This is a genomic window from Sulfitobacter guttiformis (assembly GCF_003610455.1).
In the GTDB taxonomy this organism is placed as follows: Bacteria; Pseudomonadota; Alphaproteobacteria; order Rhodobacterales; family Rhodobacteraceae; genus Sulfitobacter; species Sulfitobacter guttiformis.
Genome location: NZ_RAQK01000002.1, coordinates 925,549 through 951,117 on the forward strand (window position 1 = coordinate 925,549; position 25,569 = coordinate 951,117).

The window sequence follows — 25,569 nt, forward strand, 5'->3', positions numbered from 1 at the left end:
CAGTAAAACCGCGCTCAGTAGTCTTTTTCGTAGAAGAGGCCAATGGCGGAGTTACCGTCAGAGCCAAGCGTTGCCTTGCCCTTGAGACTTTCTGTGAGGTCAATGTTCAAGGATACCTCACCAGTCCCGTCCGAGGCCGCGGTCACATCCGTATAGACATTATCGGTCAGGTATTTGCCGACCCGAAGCGCCGTCTCCCCGCTGTCGGTGGTTGTCACGTCCAGATCATCAAGACCAAAGCGGTCGCGCAAATTACCGACAACGCCGTTCCCACCCCGACCCGCTAGCGTTGCAACCGCATTCGCAAGTTGAAGCGCTTGGAACGCCGAAATCTCTGACAAATTCCGTCCGAACAACAGCTGGGCCAGCACCTCGTCTTGCGGTCCGGCAGGATTGCTCTCGAAACTGACTACAGGTGCATCGGCGGGGCCTTCGACGATAATGCTTGCTGTGCCATTGGCCGTAGAACTGGTCGAGACAAAGCGAATATACGGGATCAAGCTGCCCTGAAACTGGGCCGAACCCTCGGCCAGATCAAAACGTTTCCCCAGAATATCAAGTCGTCCGCGTGCCAGATCAAACCGCCCTGCAGAAACGATATTATTGGTGTCTCCTGTAATTTGTAGCTGCCCGCCCAGTTCCGCGTCGAGACCGCGACCACGGATGAATATCCGCCCCGGCGCATTTACGGCGATGCTCAGACCAATTCCCGGCCCGGAAGGGCCAGTGGGGACAGGATCACTTACCCCGCCTTCCTCTAGCAGGCCGGCACGGCGGCGGGTCTCAAGATTGTCGGCATCCGCGCCAATATGATTGATCGGCGGAATATCCCCGATGCTGGTCAAACCGGTAGAGGGGACCGTCACAAATGTCTCACCGATTGCGATATTGCCCGAGATCGCAGCCCCGCCCGTGAGCGGCCCTGACAGGCGCAACGCACCATTGAGGGAGGTGCGATAAAGGCGCGGATCAATCAGTACAAGACTGTCGAGGTTGATATTGATGTCTGCGGGCAATGCCCCATCCAGCCCGAGGCCACCATTGACCGCAATGCGCCCCCCGCCCGAAGCATTGGCTGTCAGATCGATCGTGGCACGACTGTTTGCAAGCTGGATATTGGCATTGATCTGCTCCAATCCAATCCGAAGATTGGGCGCGGTAAGGGTCGCATCCGCCGTCCGGATTGTCCCACTGAGCGAGCCAAGCGCAGCAGGCCCGTTCAACATCAGATCAAACTGCGCCTGCCCTTGCAAACTGCGCGGGGCAATAAATGGTTCCGCCAGCCCCATCGGGGCATTGCCGTTGATCGCGATATTAAGAGTGCCATCATTGGCCACAAGACCTGCCACCGTGGCCTGCGTACCCGCAGGACCGCGCGCTGAGGTATCCAAACGCCATCCCTGCGCGGTCTTGTTTGCATTTCCGGTGACATTGAGCGGGCCGCTAAGCTTTGGCACAACCGCACCAAGGTTTGGCATCGCAAGGGTGAAATCTACTGCCGCCGCTGGGCCAGTCACAACCCCCTCCACCGAAGCGCGTGCACTGTATGGCCCTGTGGCTGTGGTGTTGACCGCAATACCATCCGGCGTCTGGCGTAGTGTCCCACGTGCAGCGAGCGGGCCGTTTATACCCGGCGCAAGAGGTGCCACGTTGGGCAACGACACATCATAATCAAGCGACATATCAGGCCCTGTCGCGAGGCCCTCGACCTGCGCGCGCAGGCCATATGGACCCTGCGCAACCGTATCTACAACAATTCCCGCATCAGTCTGACGCACAACACCCTGCGCAGCGAAAGGCCCGTTTATACCTGGCGCAAGCGGCGCCACGTTTGGCAATGACACATCAAAATCAAGCGCCATATCCGGCCCGGTTGCCAAACCGGAAACCTCTGCACGCAAGCTGTAAGGGCCACTCGCTGTTGTATCGATAAAAAATCCATTATCTGTCTGGCGCAACCGTCCGGTAGCGTTCAGCGGGCCACTCACTTGTGGTGCCACTGCGGCAACTTCCGGCAATGCAAATTCAAAGCCAAGATCAAGCGCAGGCGTCACCAGACCGTTGAGCCGGGCCGTTGCATCGAACGGACCCGAAGCATCGGTTTGCAAAAGCCAGCCTTGCGGTGTCTGGCGGATTGTCCCGTCAGCGCGCAGTGGCCCACTCGCCGCTTCGGTAAAACGCGCTACCTGCGGTACAAGGGCACTGAATTCCAGCGCGGCTTCATCGCCGGTCGCGATCCCTTCCAGCGCAAGTGCCACGTTGTAGGGGCCGTTAGTGTCCACATCAACGCGCCAGCCCGAAGTGCCGGTCTGGATGGCGTTGCCGGTGATCTTGACAGGTCCTTGGTACTGCGGAACCACTGTCGCGATGTCGCGCAGCAAAATTTCGGCATCGACACGGCTTGAGGCAGAGGAAAGCTCCGCCGCGCCACTGAACAAAAGTGCGGCGTTGTTCAACTCGACACCGCGCACAAAAGTGCCGTTCATGTTACGGATTGCTGTGAGCGATAGATCAGTGCGCCCTACCAACAGGGCATCAGCCTGCACAATGCCGGTTTTGATGTCGTCGGCAGTACCGCCGATTTTAAGGTCGAATTCACCACTCAGCGGCGTAATATCACCCGCAACGGCCAGCGCCGCCGCCCCGTCAAGTTCGCGGCCTGCAAGCGCGGAAAACCGGCTCAGATCATCGGCATTGAGCGTCGCATCAAGTGTCGTTTGAAGGCCTTCGCCTACCCCGCTGAGGGCCACGCTGCCCGCAAGGCTGTAATCACTGCCATGCAAATCGAGGTTGCTGATCCGGAACGGCTGCTCCTCAAGGTAGTTGATGTCTGCAGTGCCGTTCAACTGTGAACCGATTGCCTGTGCCACCGCGGTATCGGCGAGTGCGACGCCCAGCGCATCAAACTGTATCTTGCCCCGCAACTGGCCCACATTACCTAGCGCACCGGTAATTGTTCCGGTGGAGCGAAGGGTTGTCTGCGCGACATTCGCAGCCGAGGTTGCAAGGTTTGTAATATCAAAACGGGCTTCGTAGGCATCGCCCGCATCAACGTCGTACTTGATGTCCAGATCAACGCGTTCGACCGTCGTATCGCCGCCACCGCCCGGCAGCAGAACCGCAGCGCCGTCAGCCCGTGCCACAGTGCCGGTGATATCGATAAACGCTGGCCATTTCTCATCCGACAGTCGAAGTTGCCCCACAAGGTTTACCGCGGCAGCGTCGAGCACAAAACTGTCGAGTGCGACCGCGCCTCCGGCCTCGATCAAAGCGTCCGCTTGCAGGCTCACCCGTGGGCCGAAAAAGTCGCGATATTCGGATAGGATCACCGCAGTAATATCCCCACCGATATCGGCCACGATGCGGCGATCAGGATTTGATGCATCACCTTGGGTGGTCAACGTTACCGTACCTGCGAGGCGTTCCGCGCCGTCGGTATCAATCTTCAGGTTGGTCACGAGATCACTCAGCGGACCTTTTGATGCAATGGTAAGATCAACGGATGGCGTATCCGGAATATTAAGTAATCCAGATGCGACACCACCGGCCTCTTCACTGAGGGCGATAAGCGCATCAAGGACATCCTCGCCCCGCGCAAGGGTCGCGGTCACGTTGAATTCTCCGCGCTTGCCGTCTGTGCGCTGCGCATCGAGAGCAAGGTCGAGACCGTCACCGTTCAAAAGAGCACGGGCAGCCATACTCACTTGCATGTCCTGCCCGACCAGTGGCGCACCGATGCGCGCCTGAGCAATTGTTATTGCCTTGATGTCTACCGAAACCGGCAACTCCGGCAGCTGGGGAAAAGTGAAAGGTTTCGCTTCGGCATCTGGTAATGTGTCAGCCTCGGCCACCGGCAGGCGTGGCACATCAATGCGCGCGGCACTCAATTCCTCGACCTCAAGCCGACCGCGCAACAGCGCAGAGCGGTTCCAGTCCAGCACCACATCCTCCATCGTGAGCCAGATGCCCTCGCTGTCCGCGATAGTCATCCTTTCAAAAGAAGCAGCAGAGCTGAGTGCGCCCTGAAATCCAGTGATGTTGACGACACGGCCACCCCCGCTCAGGAGGTCCTGAATTTTACGCGTCAGGAACCCTTTGTCTTCTTCCTCTTGAGCAAGGACAGGCTGGGTAGTGAGGAGAGCAAGTGCGACGAGCGCAAACCGTAAAATACGCATCAGAACGACTGCCCTATACCAATATACACCTGAACACTGTCTGCGGCATCCGGCCCTGATGTCGGCGCCGCCACGTCAAGGCGGATCGGACCAATGGCGGTTTTATAGCGAAGTCCGAGACCCGCCCCTGAATGCCATGTCCCGCTGCCGTCGAAAAACTCTTCCTCGCCGATATAACCCGCGTCGGCAAATAACACGACGCCGATGCTGTCAGTTACTGTGGCGCGCACCTCTGCAGACACACCGACAAAGCTGCGCCCGCCTGTTGTCTCGGTGCCGACCGGCACGCCCAGCGACTGGTAGTCCTGTCCGCGCACGGTACCACCGCCGCCCGAATAAAACAGATAGTCGGCAGGAGCACGCGACAGATCAGGCCCATAGACAGACCCGAACTGTCCGCGCAGCGCAAGGGTCACGGGCCGCGCTGTGCCGAATGTCTTATAGCCGCGCGCATCAATAAAACTGCGCAGACCATTGTCCGAACCTGTGATCGATACGAAGGGTGTGGCATTTGCTTTCAGGTAATAGCCGTCTTTTGCATCCAGCCTGTCATCGCGGTAATCGAACTCGGCGCTCAGCGGGAGGGTAAGCAGGGTATAATTCCGCTCCCCGAACGCGTCACGCGTCTGGGCCGTGCGCAGACCAAGGCCACGGGTGTAAGTCCGCTCTGCCGAAGCAATCCGTTTGATCCCCGCCTCAAGGTCGAGCTGGCGTGAGAAAAAAGACACTTCGTCAAGTTGTTCAAGCAAGGCGAGCGCATAAAAGTCTGTGTCTTCGTTAAATGTTGCCGGCCGCTCAAAGCGGGCACCCAGACGGTAATCCGTTCCACCAGAGTTTCCGCCAATCCCGGAAATCTCCGCGTCGAACCGCAGCCGCTCTGCCCCGCCCAGAAGGTTGCGGTGCATCCAGAACGCGCTCACGGTCAGCCCTTCAATGGTCGACAGCTCTGCGCCGAAGCCAAGACGCCGCTTGGGTGCATCGGTAATCTGGGCATTTACAGCCAGCGTATCGCCGGGTCCGATGTCGTCAGCCTCGGTGAGGGCAACAGCGTTGAATGCACCCGTGCGGCGCAACCGCTCTGTTGATAGGCGAATTTCTTCTGGCGAGAAAACCTCCCCTTCAGGCAGACCGGCGATGTCGAGGATACGCTGCGCACGCACGTCACTTTGTCCGGTCAGTACCAGCGGACCGAAACGCAGGCGCGGTCCTGGTGTCAACTCCAGCTCTGCGTTGATCAGGCGGGCGGGATGATCCGCGCTCAGTTCCTGCTTACTCAGGACCGCCTTGGCATGGCCCTGTGCGCGCCATCCATTTACTCCGGCCGAGACGGTTTCGGTCAACACCCCCAGACTTGCTGTCTGGCCTGTGCCAAATTCCTCTGGCAGTTCCGTTTCGGGCGCGAGAGGCGCGATGCTGGCACGGCCGAACAGGAATGTGGGGCCCGCGTCCACGCGGATGATAACGCTGGAAATACTCGCTGGTGGTTGAACCGCAGGAATATCTGCGGCCTCGCGTCCGTCAACGCTGATGGTGATTGCGCCGGCAAAGTGCCCGTTATCATATAAAACTGCTAAAAGACGCTTATAATCCGCTTGCGCGGCAGCCAATATTTCAGCTGTCGAAGGAGGGTTCTCTTCCAGTAGCGTTTGCTCGACAAGTAACGAGCCACCGCGCATTTTTGCTTCGAGGTCTTCGTCTGCGATCCCGCTTAACGTTACTTCGGCCGCGTGAGCAGACGCGGCTAGCGTCAAAAGGAGTAAGGTACCAACGGCACGACGCCGCACACAATTCAGAACAGTCGGTTTCACGCCCACACCCTCAAACTCGCGCCCCCTGCGATCCGGTCCGCTTTTCTACGCACTCTTGAACCAAGGACTTTGACACACACTTTTTATAGATACTTAACTTATAATTTAGCTCTTGCGCAAACATCTTCCTGCGCTGGCGGCCCCGATAAGCTTCAAACAAACTCCCTGACGCGTATTAGGCGAAGCTCCGCCGATGCTATCAGGTAGTTTCTGCGCGCTCTTGTAGCACAAGGCGCAATGTCCGGCTCCGACCGTTATCACCTGATGCAGCAGGTTGTGACGATTGACACACCGCCGGATGCAAAACCATAGTGTCGGCACACAGCGAGATCGGCGTTGGTGTCCCCCTGCCGCACAGCAAAGGATGGCAAAAGTGACAGTTTTAATTGCAGGTGGCGGGATAAGCGGCCTTGTGCTGGCACTGAGTTGCCATCAGGTCGGGATCCCGTTTCAGGTATTTGAAAGCGCAAGCCAGATGCGCCCGCTGGGGGTTGGCATCAACCTGCAACCAAGTGCCGTGCGTGAGTTGTTCGATCTTGGCCTCGAGGCCAAGCTGGACGACGTCGGAATTCCGCTCCGCGATTATGGATTGTACACAAAAAGGGGATTGCACGTCTGGACCGAGCCACGGGGGCGCGACGCGGGTTATGATTGGCCTGCCTATTCAGTGCATCGCGGGCGACTGCATATGCTGCTCTATAACGAAGTGATCAGACGTGCAGGACCGGACGTCATCCAAACCGGCCAGCGGGTTACAGCGTTTGACACTGTGGGAGGCAAAGCCCACCTGAGCCTGACCGACCGCGCCGGTGCCCAGCGCAAGGTTGAAGGAGCCGTTGCCATCGGCGCAGATGGGATACATTCTGCAATCCGGCGCCAGATGCAGCCGCTGGAGGACGCGCCGCACTGGGGTGGCGCGATGTTGTGGCGCGGTACGACGCAGGCGAAACCGTTTTTATCTGGTGGCTCTATGGTGCTGATCGGCCATGACGGATTGCGCTTTGTCACCTATCCGATTTCCTCACCAGCCCCCCGTACCGGACTGGCCACAATAAACTGGATTTGTAACCTCCAATTCGATCCGGCCCAAAAGTTCCGTAAAGAAGATTATAGCCGCGCTGCAAATCTGGCCGATTTTCTGCCCGCGTTCGAACAGATAAAATTCGACTGGCTTGATGCCCCTGCCCTGATCCGTGGCGCAGATGAGATTTTCGAGTATCCTATGGTTGACCGTGATCCGCTTGAGCGCTGGGCGGTCGGACGCGTGACGCTAATGGGCGATGCGGCACATGCAGCCTATCCGGTAGGCTCGAACGGTGCGGGTGCTGGCATCACCGATGCACGCAAACTGGTCGCGGCATTTCTGGCCCATGGTCTGACACCTAAAGCACTTGATACCTATGAGGCGGAAATGCTTCCCGTGACCAGCAAGATCATTTTGATGAACCGCACTGCTGGCCCCGATAAAATTCTCGACATCGTCGAAAATCGCTGCGGCGGGCAATTCGAGCGGATCGAGGATGTGATCCCCCATACCGAAATGGCCGATCACGCTGCCACTTACAAACGTATTGCAGGTTACGGTGTGGAGCAGACCAACAACCGCCCTCCTATCATCGCACAAGGTGCACGCTTCGATCCCCGAATAGAGATCGGACAAAACAAGTGAAGCTGTGACCGACCAACACAGGTGCGTTCCCGAAATCGTGGCGGGTAACAGTGGTCGGGTAGTTCAAACATGACCTAGACGCGCTTCAATAGCCCCTACTGCGAACGAACCGGTCAGCCGTCTTACACGAAAAATCCCGACTATCCAAAGAACCTCCTCCAACATCAGGGCCAATGTGATCCGGTGTCGTCACGCGGTCTGCAAACCTCAAGCAGCGAAAAGCATAGCGCAGCCTTCGAACGAAATCTGCATGAGAATGATTGCCTATGGCATATCATATCACAGGTAAGCGTATTGGGCGCGCCATTAAGAGCACTCGAAATTCGATAATCACCTCATAAATCGTTGGTTCCGCCCTGATGGATTACCCCCTGCCGCGGTAGGGTGGCACACCCTGATCTGGTATCCATACCCCTTCGGGCATGGCACCTGTTTGCCAGAAAACGTCAATCGGAATACCGCCGCGGGGGTACCAATAGCCGCCAATCCGTAGCCATTGCGGGTTCAGAAAATCGACCAGTCTGCGTGCGATAGAGATCGTGCAGTCTTCGTGGAAGGCGCCGTGGTTCCGGAAGGACCCGAGGAACAGCTTGAGTGATTTCGACTCTACCAGAAACTCCGCAGGTACATAATCAAGCACCAAGTGGGCAAAGTCGGGCTGGCCGGTCATCGGGCACAATGATGTGAACTCCGGCGCAGTGAAGCGCACGCAATAGGCCACGTCGGCCTGAGGGTTCGATACCCGCTCGAGCACTGCATCCTCGGGCGATTTCGGCAGGTCCGTCTCGGCACCAAGTTGCTTCAAGTCACTATAAATTGTTTCCATTGTTGTCTCCTTAGGCGGGTCAGACCCCGCGCTTGTTTCCCCAAAGCAGGACATGCAATTGTGGCAAGACCCGCGGCGCGAACCAACGATCGTGCATTGTTTTATCGACGAGCCACAGCAGTTTATCTGCCAGAACCTGCGGATCGACGGCGACATCGGGATCCACCTCAACGTTGCCGGGTTGCAGGAACAGCGGCAATTCGGGGTATTTGTCCGCCGCCATCCTAGCCCAAGCGTAATCCGTCTCGTCGAAGATCACTATCTTCATAACCGTGCTACACGCCCCCTTGGCCTTCAGCAGACAGTCATCAAAGGCGTCCCAGTCTACGAGTTCGCCGCTGGAGGGCGGCTTTGGGCTGAGCACCAATGTGTCGAGGTCACCAAACCAAGGCTTTGCAATCGACCCTTGGGTTTCGCAGGCAAATCGGTAGCCTGCGGCATGGCCCAGCGCGATCAGTTGGGTGAAGTCCTGAATAGCAGGATTACCGCCAGAGAGTGATACGGTCAGCGGATTGCGTTTGGACAAGCGTAGCACTTCCGCCCAAACCGCACCGGAATCCATCGCGGCCCAAGTATGGCGGTAGACCGGATCCACCGCATGCATGCTATCACACCATGAACAGCGATAATCGCAACCGCCCGTGCGCACGAAAACGGTGGGTTCGCCGATTAATGCGCCTTCGCCTTGGATCGTCGGGCCGAAGATTTCTGCAATGCGCAACTGCGTCATGGACGGTACTCCGCCCACGTCTTGGGTGTTTCACTGACCTTAACAGCGGTCACTTCAGGCCAAACGGCAGCACACCAATCATAGAAATGCCGCGCCATATTTTCACCGGTCGAAGGCACATCCATCACATCGTTCAGGTGGCGGTGATCAAAGGTGTCATCGATGTAGGCCTTAAGCGGTTTCAGCTCTCCATAATCGCGCACAAATCCGTCGCTGTTAAGCGTTGCAGAGGCCAGCTCCACGATAACGATGTAGTTGTGGCCATGCAGTCTCGCACATTGGTGCCCCTCGGGCAGATGTGACAGCTGATGTGATGCGGAGAAGTGGAATTCTTTGGTGATACGGTACATTAGCCAAGACCCTTTTTTGCAATCGCTGCGACCCAGAAATCGGGATCTGCGTAGATTGTGGGGTCGTTGATATTGGCAAGATCGAATGCCTCGCGCCGCTCTACGCAAGTGCCACAACGCCCGCAATGTGTCTTGCCGCCTTTGTAGCAGGACCAGGTTTCTGCAAATGGCGTGTTGTGACGCGCACCTTCCGTGACGATATCGGCTTTCGTGCGATATACGAATGGCGTGTATAGCGACACATCGGCGTAGCCATCAAGTGCGGCCTTTTGCATGCGCTCAAAGGCTTCGGTAAAGGCCGGCCTGCAATCAGGATAGATAAAGTGATCGCCACCATGCACTGCGGTTGCGACAGCTTGGTCATCATTGGCAGCGGCGACACCAAACGCCACCGCCAGCATAATGGCGTTACGGTTTGGCACAACAGTGACGCGCATGCTTTCTTCTTCGTAGTGCCCGTCAGGGACATCAATATCGTCGGTCAGCGCAGAGCCTGTCAGCGCGGCGCCGATCCCGCGCAAGTCAATAATATCATGGGGGACATCAAGCCGTTTTGCACACATCGCGGCAAAGTCGAGTTCCTTGCGATGACGCTGGCCATAGTCGAAGGACACAAGACGGGTGAGATGCTGCTCTTGCGCAACCATATGCGCAAGTGACACAGAATCGAGCCCGCCGGAGCAGATGACAATCGTTTTCATTTCTTAACCCTTGTTTTGATATCCGGGTAGGCTGCGACCGGAATTGGGGCGTATAGATCGGATTTATTGCAGAGCCAAGTGGCAGGAAGTCGATCAGATGCAGAATTCTTCGTTTCCAGAGAAGTCCGGCGAACGCATTCCCCTGCGTGAACACCCAAATAAGAACGCTGCGAGCGTAGAGCTTCACGGTAATTGCAGCACAAACGGTTACGAAAACGACCGCGTAAGTTGTGCCACCTGAGCAAGTGTTGCCCATAATATCTAGGCGAACGGCAGGCAATCCATGCAGGTCAAGCGCCGCATTGCGCGCTTCTAAGATCAAACTGAACTTGGCAACTGTCCTACACAGGCTGAAGAATAACGCGTGCCGAGCAAATCTGGCGGCCGCTAATACCCTTCCTTGCGAATTTGATTTTCTTGCGAGAGGCCTTAGCCTTAACCGAAGTAGTCAGAGGCATTGATCAAAGCCGCCTGAACTTTATCACCGTCAATGAGCTTGACGGGGCCCATTTCCACGGCTGTCATGCCAATTCGCTTTAGCCATCGCTTGAAGGTAGCAGGAACAATTCCGATTGCGTGCGTTGCCCTAACACTACACGTCGCGGCTGCCAATTCCTGCATCAGGCGCTTTTGCACAGCCAAGCGCTGGTCTGAGGGGACGGCATCGGTCACGAAAAGGCGCGTTGCTTCCCAAATATCCTTTTGCACAGGAGCCGTCTCGTACAACAGGTCCGTTGGCAAACTCGGCAACATCCCCAGTTGCGCATCCCTGAGCATGTAGCTGTGGCTTCCACAAAGGGCGGTTGTTGGTGCAATTCTCGCACCTGCGACAACTTTACCGTCAATCTGCAAAGCAATCCACCTTGCGAGCGGCGTATCGTACTGGTCGAATTCCATTCCATCCGCTTCAGGCAGGTTCCACCCCTTCTGAACGATAAAAACATCGTGTCTTGCACGCATATATCGCAAATAGAGATCACCATGCTCGTGCAAATTTCGCACCGAAAGCACGGCGGATTCTATTGTCTTTGCAACGTCTACGACCTCAACGGTCGCGTCTTTTGGCTCAGGAGTAATTATCCGCTCTTTTCGCGGAATAAACGATGCTGACCAAGGTTTCCACCTCGACACTTTTGGATCGAGATCGGCCTGTGGGGTCAGTTCAGGAAATACAAGTTCCGCTTTTCGGGTGATCAGAGCTCTACTATTTCCCATACTTTTAAACCTCGTACCAACGCTGGTCGGCTTACAAAAACCACCAACTCCTAAATGTATGCGAGCCAAGGAGTTATCAATCAAGATACAACTTCACGTTGGGCATTGTTATGTGTAAATATGCAACCGTCTTCTGCATCTTCACGACGCGCCTGCACGCGCAACCCTTGAAGAGCAAAGCTTTTGAAGCCGCCTGTATTCTGCTTCAAGTTATTGAAATTATTATGATCCCTCAACAAAAAGAAGGGCCTCGCCAAGGGGGCCCGAGATCATATCTATATCGTTAGCTTCCGTTTGATGCGGCGCTTTGCCCTACGAATGATATTTTCAGCTTGATACTGCAATCTCGCGACTGCACCCTGGCGTCCTTTGCGGGGTCGATGGCGACCGCCGGCTGCGACGCATACCTTAGCGACCAGATTGCATTCCGTCCGCTCTAGGGACAGCAACGGAGCTCATGCCACCTTTCTTTTCATTTGCCGCCGGATGTTATTCCCAACAAAAACGCGCCAGCAGCAGGCCGTCATCCACTTGAGCAAGCAGATCCTGAAAAAAAATGAACAGAACCATCACCCAGAGCGAAGGTCAGCAATCCGATCTTGGAATGCAGCGCTCCAGATGGATACAACGTTGGATGCTACTGTCATCGCATCAAATGGCTTATTTATGATTGCCCTCGCTCCAGACTGTAAAAGCGTCTTCTGTTCTTCCTGCATAATCTTTGCTGTTAGGAAAATGACGGGCGTATGCTCGAATTCCGGAATTTCACGCAGCAGCTGAAGGGTTTCGAGCCCGTCAATTTCCGGCATCATTACATCAAGCAAGAACAAATCCGGGGCATGCCGCTTGGCCAACTCCACGGCCTGCCGACCAGAACTACACTGGATAAGTTGAATTCCACCCATCTCCTCAAGAGCGAGCCGGATTAATTCCAACGTGACATGCTCGTCATCGACGTGGAGAATAACAGGAGAATTAAAAGTCATTTCCAATGAAGTCCTATTTCTTGCTTAATAATTCCTTAACGTCATGCAGAAATTTCACGAAATCAGGATCAGGTCAGCGCTTCAGTCTCAGTTGCCACAGCACAAGGTGACAGTTGTTGCCGCGCCCAACTGTTATGGTGGAACAATGACCGGCGATGATGGCACGAGTGGGTTCTCATTGCGGTGAAAAGTAGCCCGCATAAGTAGTAGCCTTTGTTCGCTGGGCTTAAAGTTTCAAATTTACCAAAGGATGCGGCAGCGGAGGCGTGATAAAAAGGGGAAAATCAGCTCAAACTTATCAAACACTACCGACACGATGCAAAAGTGACGACGGATTGAGGTTAAGGCATTAGACAAAGCCTTCTGAAGCTGGTCGATTTCGACTGGGAGGCATGGACCTCCGCACGCAGTGTCGGCGACGGAAATGGCTGTCACCTGCCACGCCATATTAAGATGAAAAAGGCTCATCAAATCCCCTCGTGGCGGACCCTGCCTTTAGGACCAAGGGCGCTCTATACCGAGCTAAAACGGCGCTTTAGCGGATCGAACATCGGGCGCGTTATTCTCAGCCACAAGGATGCGGCAGAAGCCGTCAACGCACACCGCAACACGGTCGGCAGATGGTTTTCAAAACTGGAGGAGCGGGGCTTATCGTGATGGCCCAAGCCCCGCACTCAGGGGCATCTGGTCTCGGGAAATAATCACAGCGGACTATTGCTGAATACCCCACCGATACCCTGAAACTTGCAACCATGGACTTCATACCGTCGCCAGAAAAACAAAAGCCCCGCACCACCATTAAGGCACCCTGTCACAATGATAGTGCCGCAGGGGGCACTTTTGACGCAGCGCGGCACCGTCATCAGTACATACGTACATCTAGCCTTTCGCAGGAAGCATGACGGCAGAGACACAGAACCGACACAACAGACCGGGCTTCACCAATACGGGTAGCGCTGAAACACGGCAGCACATCACGATCAACGAAGCGGACACCCTTTCAAAGATATTCGGCACCACGGATCCTAGGCTGGCCGGTTTGTTTTCGCCACGGCATGAAGGCTCTCAATGCAGATGAAAGCAGCGACGATCTGGAGGGAAACGATGAGCGTGTCTTTATCGTTGAACCCATATCCGAATTTTCCCCACGTGACGCAGTTGAGCAGATGTTGGCGGTGAAGATGGCTGTGACACATGTGGCGATGATACGCGCCGGGCGCTCTATGGCTTATGCTAAGAGCTTGGAAGGACCAAGGCATATAACAAGCTGGCGGGCACCTACGCGGCCCAAATGGAGGCTTTGCGCAAGCACCGCAACGGCGGCGATGAACAGTCACCGTGCAACACGTCACCGTCGAGGGTGGCGATCAGGCTACCTTGGGCAATGTCGAGACAGGGCGAGAGCGTAATTGAAAAGTAACAATAACCCCAAGCAAAGGATGCACCAGTCGCCGCGATGCACTCCCCATTTAAAGCGCTCTGGCATTCTATGCAAAAAATCTGCCGTGCGTAGTTGGGCGGTGTGTCGGATGCATGGTGCAGGCGGCGGCTACAGGTCTGGTCTGCAACATCCCAACTATCGGCACGAGTAACGTAAAAAGACCGTGCTAGAGATTCGCCATTTGGTCCAAGAGCCAAGAGCGATTGCCGCGAAGTTTAAGTGAAGCAGTACAAGGGGCCGTGCTTTTCTTTGCAGTTTCAGCCTCTAGGACCGAAGTGCAAGTCCAGTGCAATCGCTGATACTGCCCCCCGCGCGCAGGAATGAGGGGTCGCTGAAGGTTGAAAGGCCACCACCAAGGGACCGATGCGGGAAGGCAAATGCGCGTGTCCACAACTCAACGGTTTTACAGGGGGAAGCTCAAAGCTTAGAAACAATGGATGCGGACCGCAGGGGATAGCAAGTTCCTAGCGTGGGGAGTTGAAACGCTGGACGATCAAGGACTGCTCGAAAGATGGACCACAGGGTGGGCCAGCGTCATCGGCCTAGAGCTAAGCTTTTAGAAATTATGGCAAAAGTAGAATAAGTTGGTGCGGTCGGAGAGACTCGAACTCTCACGGGTGTTACCCCACAGCGACCTCAACGCTGCGCGTCTACCATTCCGCCACGACCGCACGCCATGGATGGTGGGCCTCCAATAGCGTGGGCCGCAAGATACCTCAAGAGGCAATATTGAACAAAAAAGCATGACCACCCATTCTAATGAAAATATACGATAAATATCCTTCATATCACTGCACCGCATCCGAGATATACGCGCCGCTTTGCTATCGGCGTCATGCCCTTGTGTAACTTTACTAAATCGATAGGCCCCTGCCATTACACGAACTTGAAGTGTTAAGTGCTGCCGCGATTTTCATAGTTAGTTGTAAAAGGCGGCCGCGCAGATCGGATCATATTGCCAGCGACCGGCCATTCAGCAGTAACGCCAGGATCTTTTTGGTGGCTCAATCTGGCTACCCCTGCCGCATTGCGCAGGAACCCCCTCCGCCACAGACGACCACTTAAAGCTGCGAAGTTTCGATATCAAAGATATCAGACGGGTCTCGCGTAGGTGCAGCGCCCCCGTCTGAAGCGATATTGACGCCAACACTCGATGTCATGCGGCGCTTGCGAAAACCCCTTTCCCCTTTCCGTCGGTCACATTAGAACCCGCCTATGATTGAATGGATCATTTCTCCTGGCCTTACCGGCTTTCGTGATGCGGAAGCTTGGATGGAAGCGCGCGTTGCTGCAGTTATTGCAGGACAAGCCAATGAATGTATCTGGCTTGTCGAGCATCCCCCGCTTTATACGGCGGGCACCTCGGCAAAGTCCGCCGATCTCACCGATCCCGACCGCTTTGATGTTTTTGCAACCAAACGTGGTGGGCAGTATACATATCATGGTCCCGGCCAGCGTGTTGCATATATAATACTCGACGTTGGCGCGCGCGGTCGCGATGTCCGCCGGTTCGTTGAACAGCTCGAAGCATGGGTAATCGCCACGCTGTCGCAGTTCAATGTAACCGGTGAAATTCGCGAGGGACGAGTCGGTGTTTGGGTAACGCGGCCCGAGCGTTCCGGCATAATTCCCGGCCAGCCTGCGGAAGATAAAATAGCAGCCATCGGGATCCGTCTGCGCAAATGGATCAGCTTTCACGGCATCTCTATTAATGTCGAGCCCGATCTGGACCATTTCAAGGGCATAGTCCCTTGCGGGATTACGGATCATGGCGTCACCAGCCTTGTTGACCTAGGTCTGCCGATAACGATGGATGATGTCGACATCGCCCTGCGGAGCAGTTTTGCGGATGTTTTCGGAGAGGTGCCCGAAATAGCCTAGCGAACATTAAGAGACCGGCGTTTTCCGCTTCATCCGGTTTTGAAACTCTTCTACCAGCTCCAGCAGCTTTTCGACACGCAGCGGCTTGTCGCAAAAACTGTGCACGTTCGGATCAGCCTCTGCACGGGCATGATCCGCAGCCAGCAACGATGTTGATAGCATTACGATTATCAACTGCGAATCGGGATCAATAGCCAAATTCGCATAATGCTCGAGAAATTCAAAACCGCCCATGCCGGGCATGTTGATGTCGAGGAAAATCAGCTCCGGTAAGGGACGTCTGGCTGCAAGATCACCGCACAAAAGATCCAGCGCCTCCTGACCGTCCGTCGCTACATCAATCACTTTCACGCGCCCAGAGCGCTCGATTACGCGCCTGTGCATCATGTTTGTGACCGCGTCATCGTCCACAAGCAAAATCCTGTTTACCGGCTTCAACATATTGCCCATCATTTGACATACCCCTTAATAGTATTTTGAAAACTCAACGTGGAAAGCGGCACTATGGCCGCGACGTCCAGAAACAGTCATATCGCCACCGCGCCTGAGCAGCATGCGCCGCGCACAATATAGCGAAATGCCGCTACCAGCCGGCACCTTGTGGGCCCGCTGGAACAGGCCGAAAACTTTTTCCCTGTCCCGATCTGCGTCAAGTCCGGTGCCGTTGTCGCGCACCACCAGCGAAACAGCCCCATCGACCTGATCCGCGGTAAATGTGACCCGCAGGGGTCGGTCCGGATCGGCATATTTAACTGAATTATCAATCAGGCTGGACAATATACTGTTTAACTCGAAACGTGCAAAATTGACTATAATACTGGGATCGATGTTGATAGCGACCGCTTCCTGAACCAGCGTCTTCTCGAACCGCGAGACAGCATCGACTACCGCGGCGCGGAGATTGAGTTGCTCTGCGGGCAGCACACTGCTTAGTCTGATTTGTGCCACCAACACGAGCCCTTGGATTTTAGCACTTAGCTGTCCAGCACAATCATTGATCCATCCGACCTGTTCGGCTTGATCGGCCGCAAGCAGATGGGCAGATTCGCCCAGCATCAATCCCAGACGGCACAAATTGTTGACCGGCACCTTGAGATCATGTGTAGCAATGTAGGTCAGCTGCTCCAGTTCATCGACAGCATCCTGCAGTTCGAATGTCCGCTCGGCAATACGGCTCTCCAGAGCGCCATTGAGTGCAGCAAGGTCGCTCGTACGCTCAGCCACTTTCTTTTCGAGTTCCACGTTCAGCTCCGCGAGGCGCAACTCGCTGCGTTTTTCCGCAGTGACATCGGTGGCGCAACCGATATGGCGCAGCACGCTGCCGTCCGGTGCGCGGTCAAACACAGCATCGACAGAACGAAGCCAACGCTCCTCCCCGTGTTTGGTAATCACACGGTATTCCAGAGTTGCAGTATCCTCGCCCGTGAGATTCCCGATTCGTACCATGTGGGTACCGAGTGCCGCATGATCATCCACATGAACAATATGCATCATCATTTCCGCACCGAATGCACGAATTTCCTCGGAGGTGAAGCCAAGGTGGAGCCCAACAGAGCGGTTCGTATAGTCATTCGAATAGGTTTGGTGATTAAACACGTAAACAAAACCCGGCATTAGGCCCATCACGCGGTCGACGGTTGGCATGCTATCGCGAACAGCGGCATCATACGTCGCCACGCTGTCGTTTACCTGCACGTCAGAAGGTGTGTTTTCCGGAATCGGATCGGGACAGCTCACAAGATTGCACCTGTTGTTTAACTCGGTACAACATCGCCACAAAGCTTTACAGTTCTGTTAACCCGCCAACTGTAAAAAGCCCCCGATACCTCAAATCCAAGCCATTCCAATAAAACCGTCACCCTAGCGTTGGGACACGTCAGACTGAAAGGCCAGCATGGAAAAATACTTGGCCCTGCGACCATCGCGCCCATTGCCCTGTGGGCCACTTGGTTTTAGAACCACCCCAAGTCCGCAGTGCGTTTTGCCAACAGGCGTATCTGCATAATAGCATCATTATTAGGAGGCACCGCATGGCAGACGCAGCCATTAACGGGCACGACCATGAAGACGAACGCGGTTTTTTCACGCGCTGGTTCATGTCCACTAACCACAAAGACATCGGGATTCTTTACCTGATCGTTTCCGCATTTGTCGGATTTATCTCTGTCGCATTCACGATTTACATGCGTCTGGAACTGATGAACCCCGGCGTACAATATATGTGTATGGAAGGTGCGCGTTTCATCGCTGATTCCTCCGCCACATGTACGCCCAACGGCCACCTCTGGAATGTTCTGATTACCGGTCATGGTATCCTCATGATGTTCTTTGTAGTTATTCCAGCGCTCTTCGGCGGTTTCGGTAACTACTTTATGCCCCTTCAGATTGGTGCGCCGGATATGGCGTTCCCGCGGATGAACAACCTGTCTTTCTGGCTTTATGTTGCCGGTACTTCATTGGCTGTTTGCTCGGTTCTGCTTCCGGGCGGAAATGGCCAGGCAGGCTCCGGTGTGGGTTGGGTTCTGTATCCACCACTGTCGGTAAAGGAAGGCGGCATGTCGATGGATTTCGCGATTTTCGCGGTTCACGTATCCGGTGCTTCCTCAATTCTTGGTGCAATCAACATGATTACAACCTTCCTGAACATGCGTGCCCCCGGCATGACATTGTTCAAGGTTCCATTGTTTTCATGGTCAATCTTCGTAACATCATGGCTCATCCTGTTGTCCCTGCCCGTTTTGGCCGGTGCTATCACGATGCTTCTGATGGATCGCAACTTCGGCTTTGCCTTCTTTGACCCAGCAGGCGGCGGTGATCCGGTTCTGTACCAGCACATTTTGTGGTTCTTCGGTCACCCTGAGGTCTACATCATCATCCTTCCCGGCTTTGGCATTATCTCCCACGTCATTGCGACCTTCGCGCGCAAGCCCGTGTTCGGTTACCTGCCCATGGTTTGGGCGATCATCGCGATTGGTGCACTGGGCTTTGTCGTGTGGGCACACCACATGTATACGGTCGGTATGAGCCTTAACCAGCAAGCCTACTTTATGCTTGCAACCATGGTCATTGCGGTACCGACAGGCGTCAAAGTCTTTTCGTGGATTGCAACAATGTGGGGTGGCTCTGTCACGTTCGAGACACCCATGCTCTGGGCTTTCGGCTTCCTGTTTCTCTTCACCGTAGGTGGCGTTACAGGGATCGTACTCTCCCAGGCAGCCGTGGACCGCTACTATCATGACACTTACTATGTGGTTGCGCACTTCCACTATGTGATGAGCTTGGGTGCTGTGTTCACCATCTTTGCAGGGATCTACTTTTACCTGCCCAAGATGTCGGGCCGCATGTATCCCGAATGGGCAGGTAAGCTGCACTTCTGGGCGATGTTCATCGGTGCAAACCTGACATTCTTCCCACAGCACTTCTTGGGTCGTCAGGGTATGCCACGTCGCTACATCGACTATCCCGATGCCTTTGCTTACTGGAACTGGTGGTCAAGCTTGGGTGCGTTCCTGTCGTTTGGTTCTTTCATCTTCTTCTTCGGAGTGATGGCTTGGACTTTGACACGCGGTAAGCGTGTGACCGCGAACAACCCATGGAATGAGTATGCTGATACGCTTGAGTGGACACTGTCTTCCCCGCCACCTGAGCATACTTTCGAACAGCTGCCGGTCCAGTCGGATTGGGACAAAGCCCACCACTAATCGGGCAAAAACGAAAATCTGCTGGTACTGAACATTCACGTATCGTTCAGCACAAAGCAGAGAGATCCTAGGGCTCTTCCCTAGAAATAAAACAAAGGGCTCCAACGGCGGTTGGGGCTCTTTTTTTGTATGCTCTTATATAAGCTGCTTGTCTAAAATGATCTCAAACAAGCGTTCATAAGTCTTTCAACGGATGTCGACCTCTCGCTGTCATGATCGTTGAAGCATGATAGCCCGTTATATTAAGCGTGCAGAAAACCACCGGAAATTGACCAATTACATATTGTCGCATTGATTGCCCCGCTATCTCGGCTAACTGTCAGACATGCCTTATGAATGGATATCACCGCCCCAAAGCACCCCCCAAAAGATGCGTCTGTGGCCCCATAATTCGCTTCCCGCACGCGGGATGGCGGCGTTTGTCCTTACAACATTTACGCTGATCTCGATCCCTGTTCTGCCGTTGCTTGGCTCACCAATTTTATGGGGACTCCTGCCCTTCACGTTGGCTGCGGTATGGGGGATGTATTGGGCGCTGCAACGTAACTACAAATCACGCCAGATCAGCGAGGAGCTGGTTCTGGACGAGACACTGGCCCGCCTTACCCGCATCAACCCGAAGGGCGATGTACAAGAATGGGATTGTGATCGCTACTGGACCAAAGTCACAAAATACGAGGACGAAGGACCGGTACCAAACTACGTCACACTGCGCGGCAAAGGCCGCGAAGTGGAGATTGGTGCATTCCTGAGCGAGGAAGAGCGGATAGCGCTCTTTGAGGATCTCGAGCGCGTCCTGCGCCGCTGAGACAGCCGTATTTCGCTAATTAGACAGACGATCCTTGAGGACTGCGCCTACGCTGCCAAAATCCATCTGGCCGGTATATTTGGCTTTTAGTACGCCCATCACCTTGCCCATATCACGAATCGTCGTGGCACCTGTTTCCTTAACCGCAGAATCGACCGCGGCTTTGGTTTCGTCAGCGTCGAGCTGTCTGGGAAGAAACTCCTCGATCACCAAAATTTCTTCGCGCTCGCGCTCTGCCAGATCAAGACGACCGCCCTCTTCATAGGCACGCGCGGATTCAAGCCGCTGCTTGGCCATTTTGCCAAGGATAGCGAGCACTTCACTGTCACCGACACCATCATCATTGCCTTCAGCGCGGGCGTCGATGTCTTTGTCCTTGATTGCGGCATTCACCAGTCGCAGTGTCGATAGACGGTCAACTGCCTTGTCTTTCATTGCCTGCTTGAGGTCGGTGCTGATGCGGGTACGAAGGTCCATGGGGGCGCCTTTTAAAATACTCATTCCAAGAGCGCCGAGAATACTCAATTGTCCGATTACTTGCAACGCGTTTCATAGGCCAGTAAAGCACTGAAAATTATAGATTATTCATTTGGCTGATGATCTTGACCCGCCCCCTGCCCCACTATAGGTATCTACCGTTTGCCGAACCGGGTTAACCCCGCTTTGTCCCCCCCTGCGGGCCGCTTTTGGCCCACGGCTGAATGAAGGATATGACCATGGCCTCTGCTGCTCCGACACATCCCACCGCTTGCCTTGTACTGGCAGACGGGTCCATCTTTTACGGGATCGGCTTTGGAGCTACAGGCCAGACCGTGGCCGAGATGTGCTTCAACACCGCAATGACCGGCTATCAGGAAATCATGACAGACCCTTCCTATGCGGGCCAGATCGTTACATTTACTTTCCCCCATGTCGGAAACACAGGCACCAATCCGGAAGATGACGAGACCGCCGATCCCGTTGCTGCCGGTATGGTGGTGAAGTGGATGCCTACCGACCCCAGCAGCTGGCGTGCAACGCAGCACCTGTCGGATTGGCTGGCCGGACGCGGGCGCATTGCGATTGGCGGGATCGATACGCGCCGACTGACCCGTGCCATCCGTCAGCAGGGCGCGCCCCATGCTGCTCTTGCCCATAACCCTGACGGCAACTTCGATATCGCCGCACTCGTTGCCGCGGCGCGCGAGTTTGCGGGCCTCGAGGGAATGGACCTCGCAAAAGATGTCACCTGCGCACAATCGTACCATTGGAACGAGATGCGTTGGGCATGGCCCGAGGGCTACGCGCCCCAAACCGCTCCTACACACAAGGTCGTCGCAATTGATTATGGCGCAAAGCGTAATATCCTGCGCTGCCTCGCCTCGGCGGGATGTGACGTAACCGTACTCCCTGCAAGTGCAACCTACGATGATATTATGGCGCACAACCCTGACGGGCTGTTTTTGTCCAATGGCCCCGGCGATCCGGCAGCGACAGGTGTTTATGCCGTTCCGATGATCAAGGACGTACTCGAAAAAACCGACATGCCTGTATTTGGCATTTGCCTAGGCCACCAGATGCTTGCCCTCGCCCTTGGCGGCCGCACGATCAAGATGAGCCATGGCCACCATGGCGCCAACCACCCCGTCAAGGACGTGGAGACCGGCAAGGTCGAAATCACGTCCATGAACCACGGTTTCGCTGTCGACAGCCAATCCCTGCCCCAAGGGGTAACAGAGACGCACCGCTCGCTTTTTGATGGCTCGAATTGCGGTATCCGAATGGATGGCCGCCCCGTCTATTCCGTCCAGCACCATCCAGAGGCATCTCCAGGACCGCAAGACAGCTATTACCTCTTTGAGAGGTTTGCAGAGGCAATGGCGGCGCGAACAGCAGCGACAACCGCATAATTCACCTCTCATAACGGAAATTAATCGTTCATTAACGTTTATCTGAAATCGTTTTAACTGATTAGAAACGATTTCAGGTGAGCCTTCGATGAGCGACCTTTTCTTACGGTTGCCCGATCCGGAGGTGGCCGTACCACAACATGAGCAGTTGCCCCTTGGTCGGATAATGGTCAATGCGGGGATCATTTCCCAGTCTGATTTGGTCCACGCCCTAAACTTGCAGCAACACATTGATGCCCCTCTGGGTGAAATCCTTGTGGCGGAAGGACTGGCCAGTTCGGACGACGTGCTGAACATGATATCGCGCCAGCATAATATCCCTTTTGCCGATCTGGTATCCGATCCCCCCGATCAAACGCTAAGTTCGGCACTCCCTTCCGAGTTATGCCTGAAATACCGTTGTGTGCCGTGGTTGCGTATGGGCGACCTGCTTCTTGTAGGCACCCGAAGTCCGGATGATTTCGACAGTTTGCGCATCGCAATGGGGGATCGTGGTCGCCGTATGCTGCCAGTTCTTGTACATGAAGCCCATATCCGGAAGCATATCGGCATGCTCTATGGGGCGGAACTTGCACTCAAAGCGGCAACCCGTCTGCCCGCAGCGCAAAGCTGCCGAAACTGGGCACCCACATCAGGCCTGCGCTTGTATCTTGCGATTGGCCTGTTGGTCAGCCTTGTTGCCGCCCTTTTATTGGCTCCATTATGGACCATCACAATCGGAGTGCTGATCGCCTTCGTGACATTGCTGATGAGTACAGTTTTCAAACTGGCCGCGTTCGGCGCGCAGCTTTCAAACATGTCACAAGTGACAACCTGCTCGAAACATCTCGAACGACCCCCCTTTCCCATGCCAAAGGTCTCGGTTCTGGTGCCGCTGCTGCATGAAAAGGAGATCGCAGGCAAACTGGTGCAACGCCTTACCCGCCTGACATATCCAAAATCCTTGTTGGAAATTGTTCTGGTCCTCGAGCAAAGCGATACGATCACCCGCGAGACACTCGCGCGTACCGACCTGCCCTCCTGGATCAGCGTCATCGAAGTGCCCAGCGCAGGGACCCTGACCACGAAACCGCGCGCGCTTAATTATGCGCTGGATTTTTGCCGTGGTTCGATCGTCGGTGTCTGGGACGCAGAGGACGCGCCCGAACCCGATCAGATCGAAAAAGTTGTTACGCGTTTTCAGGATGCGCCGAAGAATGTAGCATGCCTTCAAGGCGTTCTGGATTATTATAACGCGCGCACGAACTGGATTTCGCGGTGTTTTGCGATCGAGTATGCAACGTGGTGGCGCATGGTGCTGCCCGGCGTCGCACGTCTGGGCCTCGTTATTCCTCTGGGGGGGACAACGCTGTTCTTTCGTCGCACCGTTCTCGAGGAGTTGTGCCGTTGGGACGCCCATAACGTAACCGAAGACGCCGATCTGGGCATCCGTCTGGCACGCCATGGCTATGTCACCGAGCTTATCCCGACAGTGACTTTTGAGGAGGCTAATTGCCGTGCATGGCCATGGGTAAAGCAGCGATCGCGCTGGTTGAAAGGATTTTTGATCACATGGTTGGTCCATATGCAGTCACCGCGCGCCCTGCTGCGCGATCTGGGTTGGCTAAGGTTTTTGGGCGTACAAACACTGCTTTTGGCAACCTTTGCACAATTCGCTTTCGCTCCTCTTTTATGGAGCTTCTGGATCACGTTGGCGGGGTTTGAGCATCCTGTCGCCCACACACTCGGCGCGCCGGTCGCCACTTCCATGGCAGTTTTCTTTATCTTTTCAGAGATCATCAATTTAACCATTTCGATGGTTTCCGTCTCCCGCAAGGAGCACCGCCACTTGATGATATATGTCCTGACCCTACCGTTTTATTTTCCGATGGCGGCCCTATCGGCATATAAAGCCCTCAAAGAGTTCGTCGTAGAACCCTTCTATTGGGACAAGACCGAGCACGGGATTAATGATCCCGATTGATCAGGCCTCTGCCTCGCGCTTGGCCGCTTCTTGCTTGAGCCTTGTGGCGAAGGCAACGGAGATGTGCGCACGCAGGGCTGCATCCGCAGCATCACCGTTGCGCGCCTCAATTGCCGAAACGATGCAATCGTGCTCCTCCTGCGCGATCTTTCCGCGCCCGACCACCGCCAGTGATGTCGTCGCCATCAGCGCCATGGAACGGTGAACGAGATCCAGCTGTTGCACCAAAAACCGGTTATGTGAGGCAAGATGGATCTGCTTATGAAACCGCCTATTGGCGCGGGCCAGTGCTGCTGGATGCTCGAGGAGCATATTATCGGCCTCCACCATTTCGCGCAGAAGCCGCACTTCTTCTTCGGTTGCATTACGCGCCGCGAGGCGGGCAGCAAGCCCCTCCAACTCCCCGCGCACGACGTAGAGTTCGGCCATTTGGTTATGGTCAAGGGAGGCCACGATCAGACTGCGTCCGTCCCGCACCAACAGCGATTGCGTCTCGAGCCGCTGCAACGCTTCGCGGATAGGTGTGCGTGACATGCCCAAACGCTCGGCCAGTTCGCTCTCTACCAAACGGTCACCGGGCCGGTAGATGCCAGTATCGATCGCGTCGAGGATCATCGAATAGGCGTCGGTTTGACCCGAACGGCCATTAGCAAGAGCGGGGGGCATAAGTTGGCCCTTTCATTAGGTTTATTATCAACCATAACCTCTGTTTCGTTTCACGCCTACCCATGATCACCCTCTTGCACAGAAGCTGTCACGGCCCTACGAAAGGATCATGTCCAGCGAAGCATTCTCACATGTAAACACTTGGGTCTTCGACCTTGATAACACCCTCTATCCGCCCGAGGCGCGCCTGTTCGATCTGATCGAAGTGCGTATGACCAACTGGGTGATGGAGAGCGTTGGCGTGACCCGCGCCGAAGCCGACCGCCTGCGCCTGCATTACTGGCAGACCCACGGTACCACGTTGGCTGGTCTGATGCGTGAGCATAACGTCGACCCTGCACCCTATCTGGAGGATGTGCATGATATCTCGATGGATAGCCTGACGCCTGATCCTCAACTGGCCGCACGTATCCGCGCCCTGCCCGGGCGGCGAATTGTATATACCAACGGCTGCGCCCCCTATGCAGAACGCGTATTGGCCGCACGGGGTCTTTCAGGCCTCTTCGATGCCGTCTACGGGGTCGAGCATGCAGGTTTTTTGCCAAAACCCGAGCGCGCCGCCTTTGACCGTGTCTTTGCTCTTGATGCCTTGATCCCGCAGGTTGCCGCCATGTTCGAGGACGAGCCGCGCAATCTGGCCGTTCCCCATGCAATGGGCATGCGCACGGTGCATGTGGCGCCCACACGTGCGGACGCGCCGCATGTGCAATTCCACACGTCCGACCTATCTTCCTTTCTCGACAGTTTGCTAAAATAGAGA

The 25,569-nt window shown here is 55.3% G+C and carries 19 protein-coding genes and 1 tRNA gene; 7 read left to right on the plus strand and 13 right to left on the minus strand.

What is annotated here, in order from left to right:
• Positions 1 to 14: 14 nt before the first annotated feature.
• Positions 15 to 4,175 carry a translocation/assembly module TamB domain-containing protein gene (locus C8N30_RS17080; RefSeq protein ID WP_120222893.1) on the minus strand — a complete coding sequence of 1,387 codons (4,161 nt, stop codon included), beginning with the start codon at positions 4,173 to 4,175 and terminating at the stop codon, positions 15 to 17.
• Positions 4,175 to 5,983 (minus strand): autotransporter assembly complex protein TamA, encoded by a 1,809-nt coding sequence (locus C8N30_RS17085; protein ID WP_025061578.1) that lies wholly within the window; start codon positions 5,981 to 5,983, stop codon positions 4,175 to 4,177. The genes C8N30_RS17080 and C8N30_RS17085 overlap by 1 nt, the downstream gene beginning before the upstream one ends.
• 364 nt (positions 5,984 to 6,347) lie before the next feature.
• Between C8N30_RS17085 and C8N30_RS17090 the strand changes: the two genes are divergently transcribed.
• Positions 6,348 to 7,652: a flavin-dependent oxidoreductase gene (locus tag C8N30_RS17090; protein ID WP_322787471.1), complete on the plus strand. Its 1,305-nt coding sequence runs from the start codon at positions 6,348 to 6,350 to the stop codon at positions 7,650 to 7,652.
• A gap of 364 nt (positions 7,653 to 8,016) precedes the next feature.
• Here C8N30_RS17090 and queF read toward each other — a convergent pair whose 3' ends face one another.
• The 7 genes from queF to C8N30_RS17125 form a co-directional block, all read right to left on the minus strand.
• Positions 8,017 to 8,478, minus strand: coding sequence for a preQ(1) synthase (gene queF, locus C8N30_RS17095; protein ID WP_025061576.1), 462 nt, complete (start codon positions 8,476 to 8,478; stop codon positions 8,017 to 8,019).
• Between the two features lie 19 nt (positions 8,479 to 8,497).
• Positions 8,498 to 9,208, minus strand: a complete 711-nt coding sequence (gene queE, locus C8N30_RS17100; protein ID WP_025061575.1) for a 7-carboxy-7-deazaguanine synthase QueE — start codon at positions 9,206 to 9,208, stop codon at positions 8,498 to 8,500.
• Entirely contained in the window at positions 9,205 to 9,558 is a 354-nt protein-coding gene (gene queD, locus C8N30_RS17105; protein WP_025061574.1) for a 6-carboxytetrahydropterin synthase QueD, read from the minus strand. Before queD ends, queE begins: the two co-directional genes overlap by 4 nt.
• Positions 9,558 to 10,259, minus strand: coding sequence for a 7-cyano-7-deazaguanine synthase QueC (gene queC, locus C8N30_RS17110; RefSeq protein WP_025061573.1), 702 nt, complete (start codon positions 10,257 to 10,259; stop codon positions 9,558 to 9,560). The genes queD and queC overlap by 1 nt, the downstream gene beginning before the upstream one ends.
• A 435-nt stretch (positions 10,260 to 10,694) precedes the next feature.
• Complete coding sequence (locus C8N30_RS19750) at positions 10,695 to 11,558, minus strand: acyl-homoserine-lactone synthase (RefSeq protein ID WP_232222794.1); 864 nt, start codon at positions 11,556 to 11,558, stop codon at positions 10,695 to 10,697.
• A gap of 485 nt (positions 11,559 to 12,043) precedes the next feature.
• Positions 12,044 to 12,460: a response regulator gene (locus tag C8N30_RS17120; RefSeq protein ID WP_025061571.1), complete on the minus strand. Its 417-nt coding sequence runs from the start codon at positions 12,458 to 12,460 to the stop codon at positions 12,044 to 12,046.
• Positions 12,461 to 14,486: 2,026 nt separating this feature from the next.
• Positions 14,487 to 14,572 (minus strand) — tRNA-Leu (locus C8N30_RS17125).
• Between the two features lie 544 nt (positions 14,573 to 15,116).
• Here C8N30_RS17125 and lipB point away from each other — a divergent pair.
• Positions 15,117 to 15,782 (plus strand): lipoyl(octanoyl) transferase LipB, encoded by a 666-nt coding sequence (gene lipB, locus C8N30_RS17130; RefSeq protein WP_025061569.1) that lies wholly within the window; start codon positions 15,117 to 15,119, stop codon positions 15,780 to 15,782.
• Positions 15,783 to 15,788: 6 nt separating this feature from the next.
• On the opposite strand, the gene C8N30_RS17135 is transcribed toward lipB, so the two are convergent.
• A complete protein-coding gene (locus tag C8N30_RS17135) occupies positions 15,789 to 16,235 on the minus strand; it encodes a response regulator (RefSeq protein WP_051567122.1) in 447 nt (148 codons plus the stop codon).
• A 12-nt stretch (positions 16,236 to 16,247) separates the two neighbouring features.
• The gene (locus C8N30_RS17140; RefSeq protein WP_025061567.1) at positions 16,248 to 17,519 is read right to left on the minus strand and encodes a PAS domain-containing sensor histidine kinase; all 1,272 of its coding nucleotides are present in this window, start codon (positions 17,517 to 17,519) and stop codon (positions 16,248 to 16,250) included.
• 293 nt (positions 17,520 to 17,812) lie between these two features.
• Between C8N30_RS17140 and ctaD the strand changes: the two genes are divergently transcribed.
• Together ctaD and C8N30_RS17150 are read left to right on the plus strand one after the other, a co-directional pair.
• Entirely contained in the window at positions 17,813 to 19,483 is a 1,671-nt protein-coding gene (gene ctaD, locus C8N30_RS17145) for a cytochrome c oxidase subunit I (protein ID WP_025061566.1), read from the plus strand.
• Between the two features lie 325 nt (positions 19,484 to 19,808).
• Entirely contained in the window at positions 19,809 to 20,291 is a 483-nt protein-coding gene (locus tag C8N30_RS17150; protein WP_025061565.1) for a DUF2244 domain-containing protein, read from the plus strand.
• Between the two features lie 15 nt (positions 20,292 to 20,306).
• On the opposite strand, the gene C8N30_RS17155 is transcribed toward C8N30_RS17150, so the two are convergent.
• Positions 20,307 to 20,768 (minus strand): GatB/YqeY domain-containing protein, encoded by a 462-nt coding sequence (locus tag C8N30_RS17155; RefSeq protein WP_025061564.1) that lies wholly within the window; start codon positions 20,766 to 20,768, stop codon positions 20,307 to 20,309.
• A 239-nt stretch (positions 20,769 to 21,007) separates the two neighbouring features.
• On the opposite strand from C8N30_RS17155, the gene carA reads away from it, so the two are divergent.
• On the plus strand, positions 21,008 to 22,180 hold the full coding sequence (gene carA / locus C8N30_RS17160; RefSeq protein WP_025061563.1) for a glutamine-hydrolyzing carbamoyl-phosphate synthase small subunit: 1,173 nt from the start codon (positions 21,008 to 21,010) through the stop codon (positions 22,178 to 22,180).
• An 88-nt stretch (positions 22,181 to 22,268) separates the two neighbouring features.
• Positions 22,269 to 24,143: a glycosyltransferase gene (locus C8N30_RS17165; RefSeq protein WP_025061562.1), complete on the plus strand. Its 1,875-nt coding sequence runs from the start codon at positions 22,269 to 22,271 to the stop codon at positions 24,141 to 24,143.
• Here the strand turns inward: C8N30_RS17165 and C8N30_RS17170 are convergent, their stop codons facing one another.
• Positions 24,144 to 24,809, minus strand: a complete 666-nt coding sequence (locus C8N30_RS17170; RefSeq protein WP_025061561.1) for a GntR family transcriptional regulator — start codon at positions 24,807 to 24,809, stop codon at positions 24,144 to 24,146. It lies immediately after the preceding gene.
• A 109-nt stretch (positions 24,810 to 24,918) separates the two neighbouring features.
• Between C8N30_RS17170 and C8N30_RS17175 the strand changes: the two genes are divergently transcribed.
• The gene (locus tag C8N30_RS17175) at positions 24,919 to 25,566 is read left to right on the plus strand and encodes a pyrimidine 5'-nucleotidase (RefSeq protein ID WP_025061560.1); all 648 of its coding nucleotides are present in this window, start codon (positions 24,919 to 24,921) and stop codon (positions 25,564 to 25,566) included.
• Positions 25,567 to 25,569 lie beyond the last annotated feature (3 nt).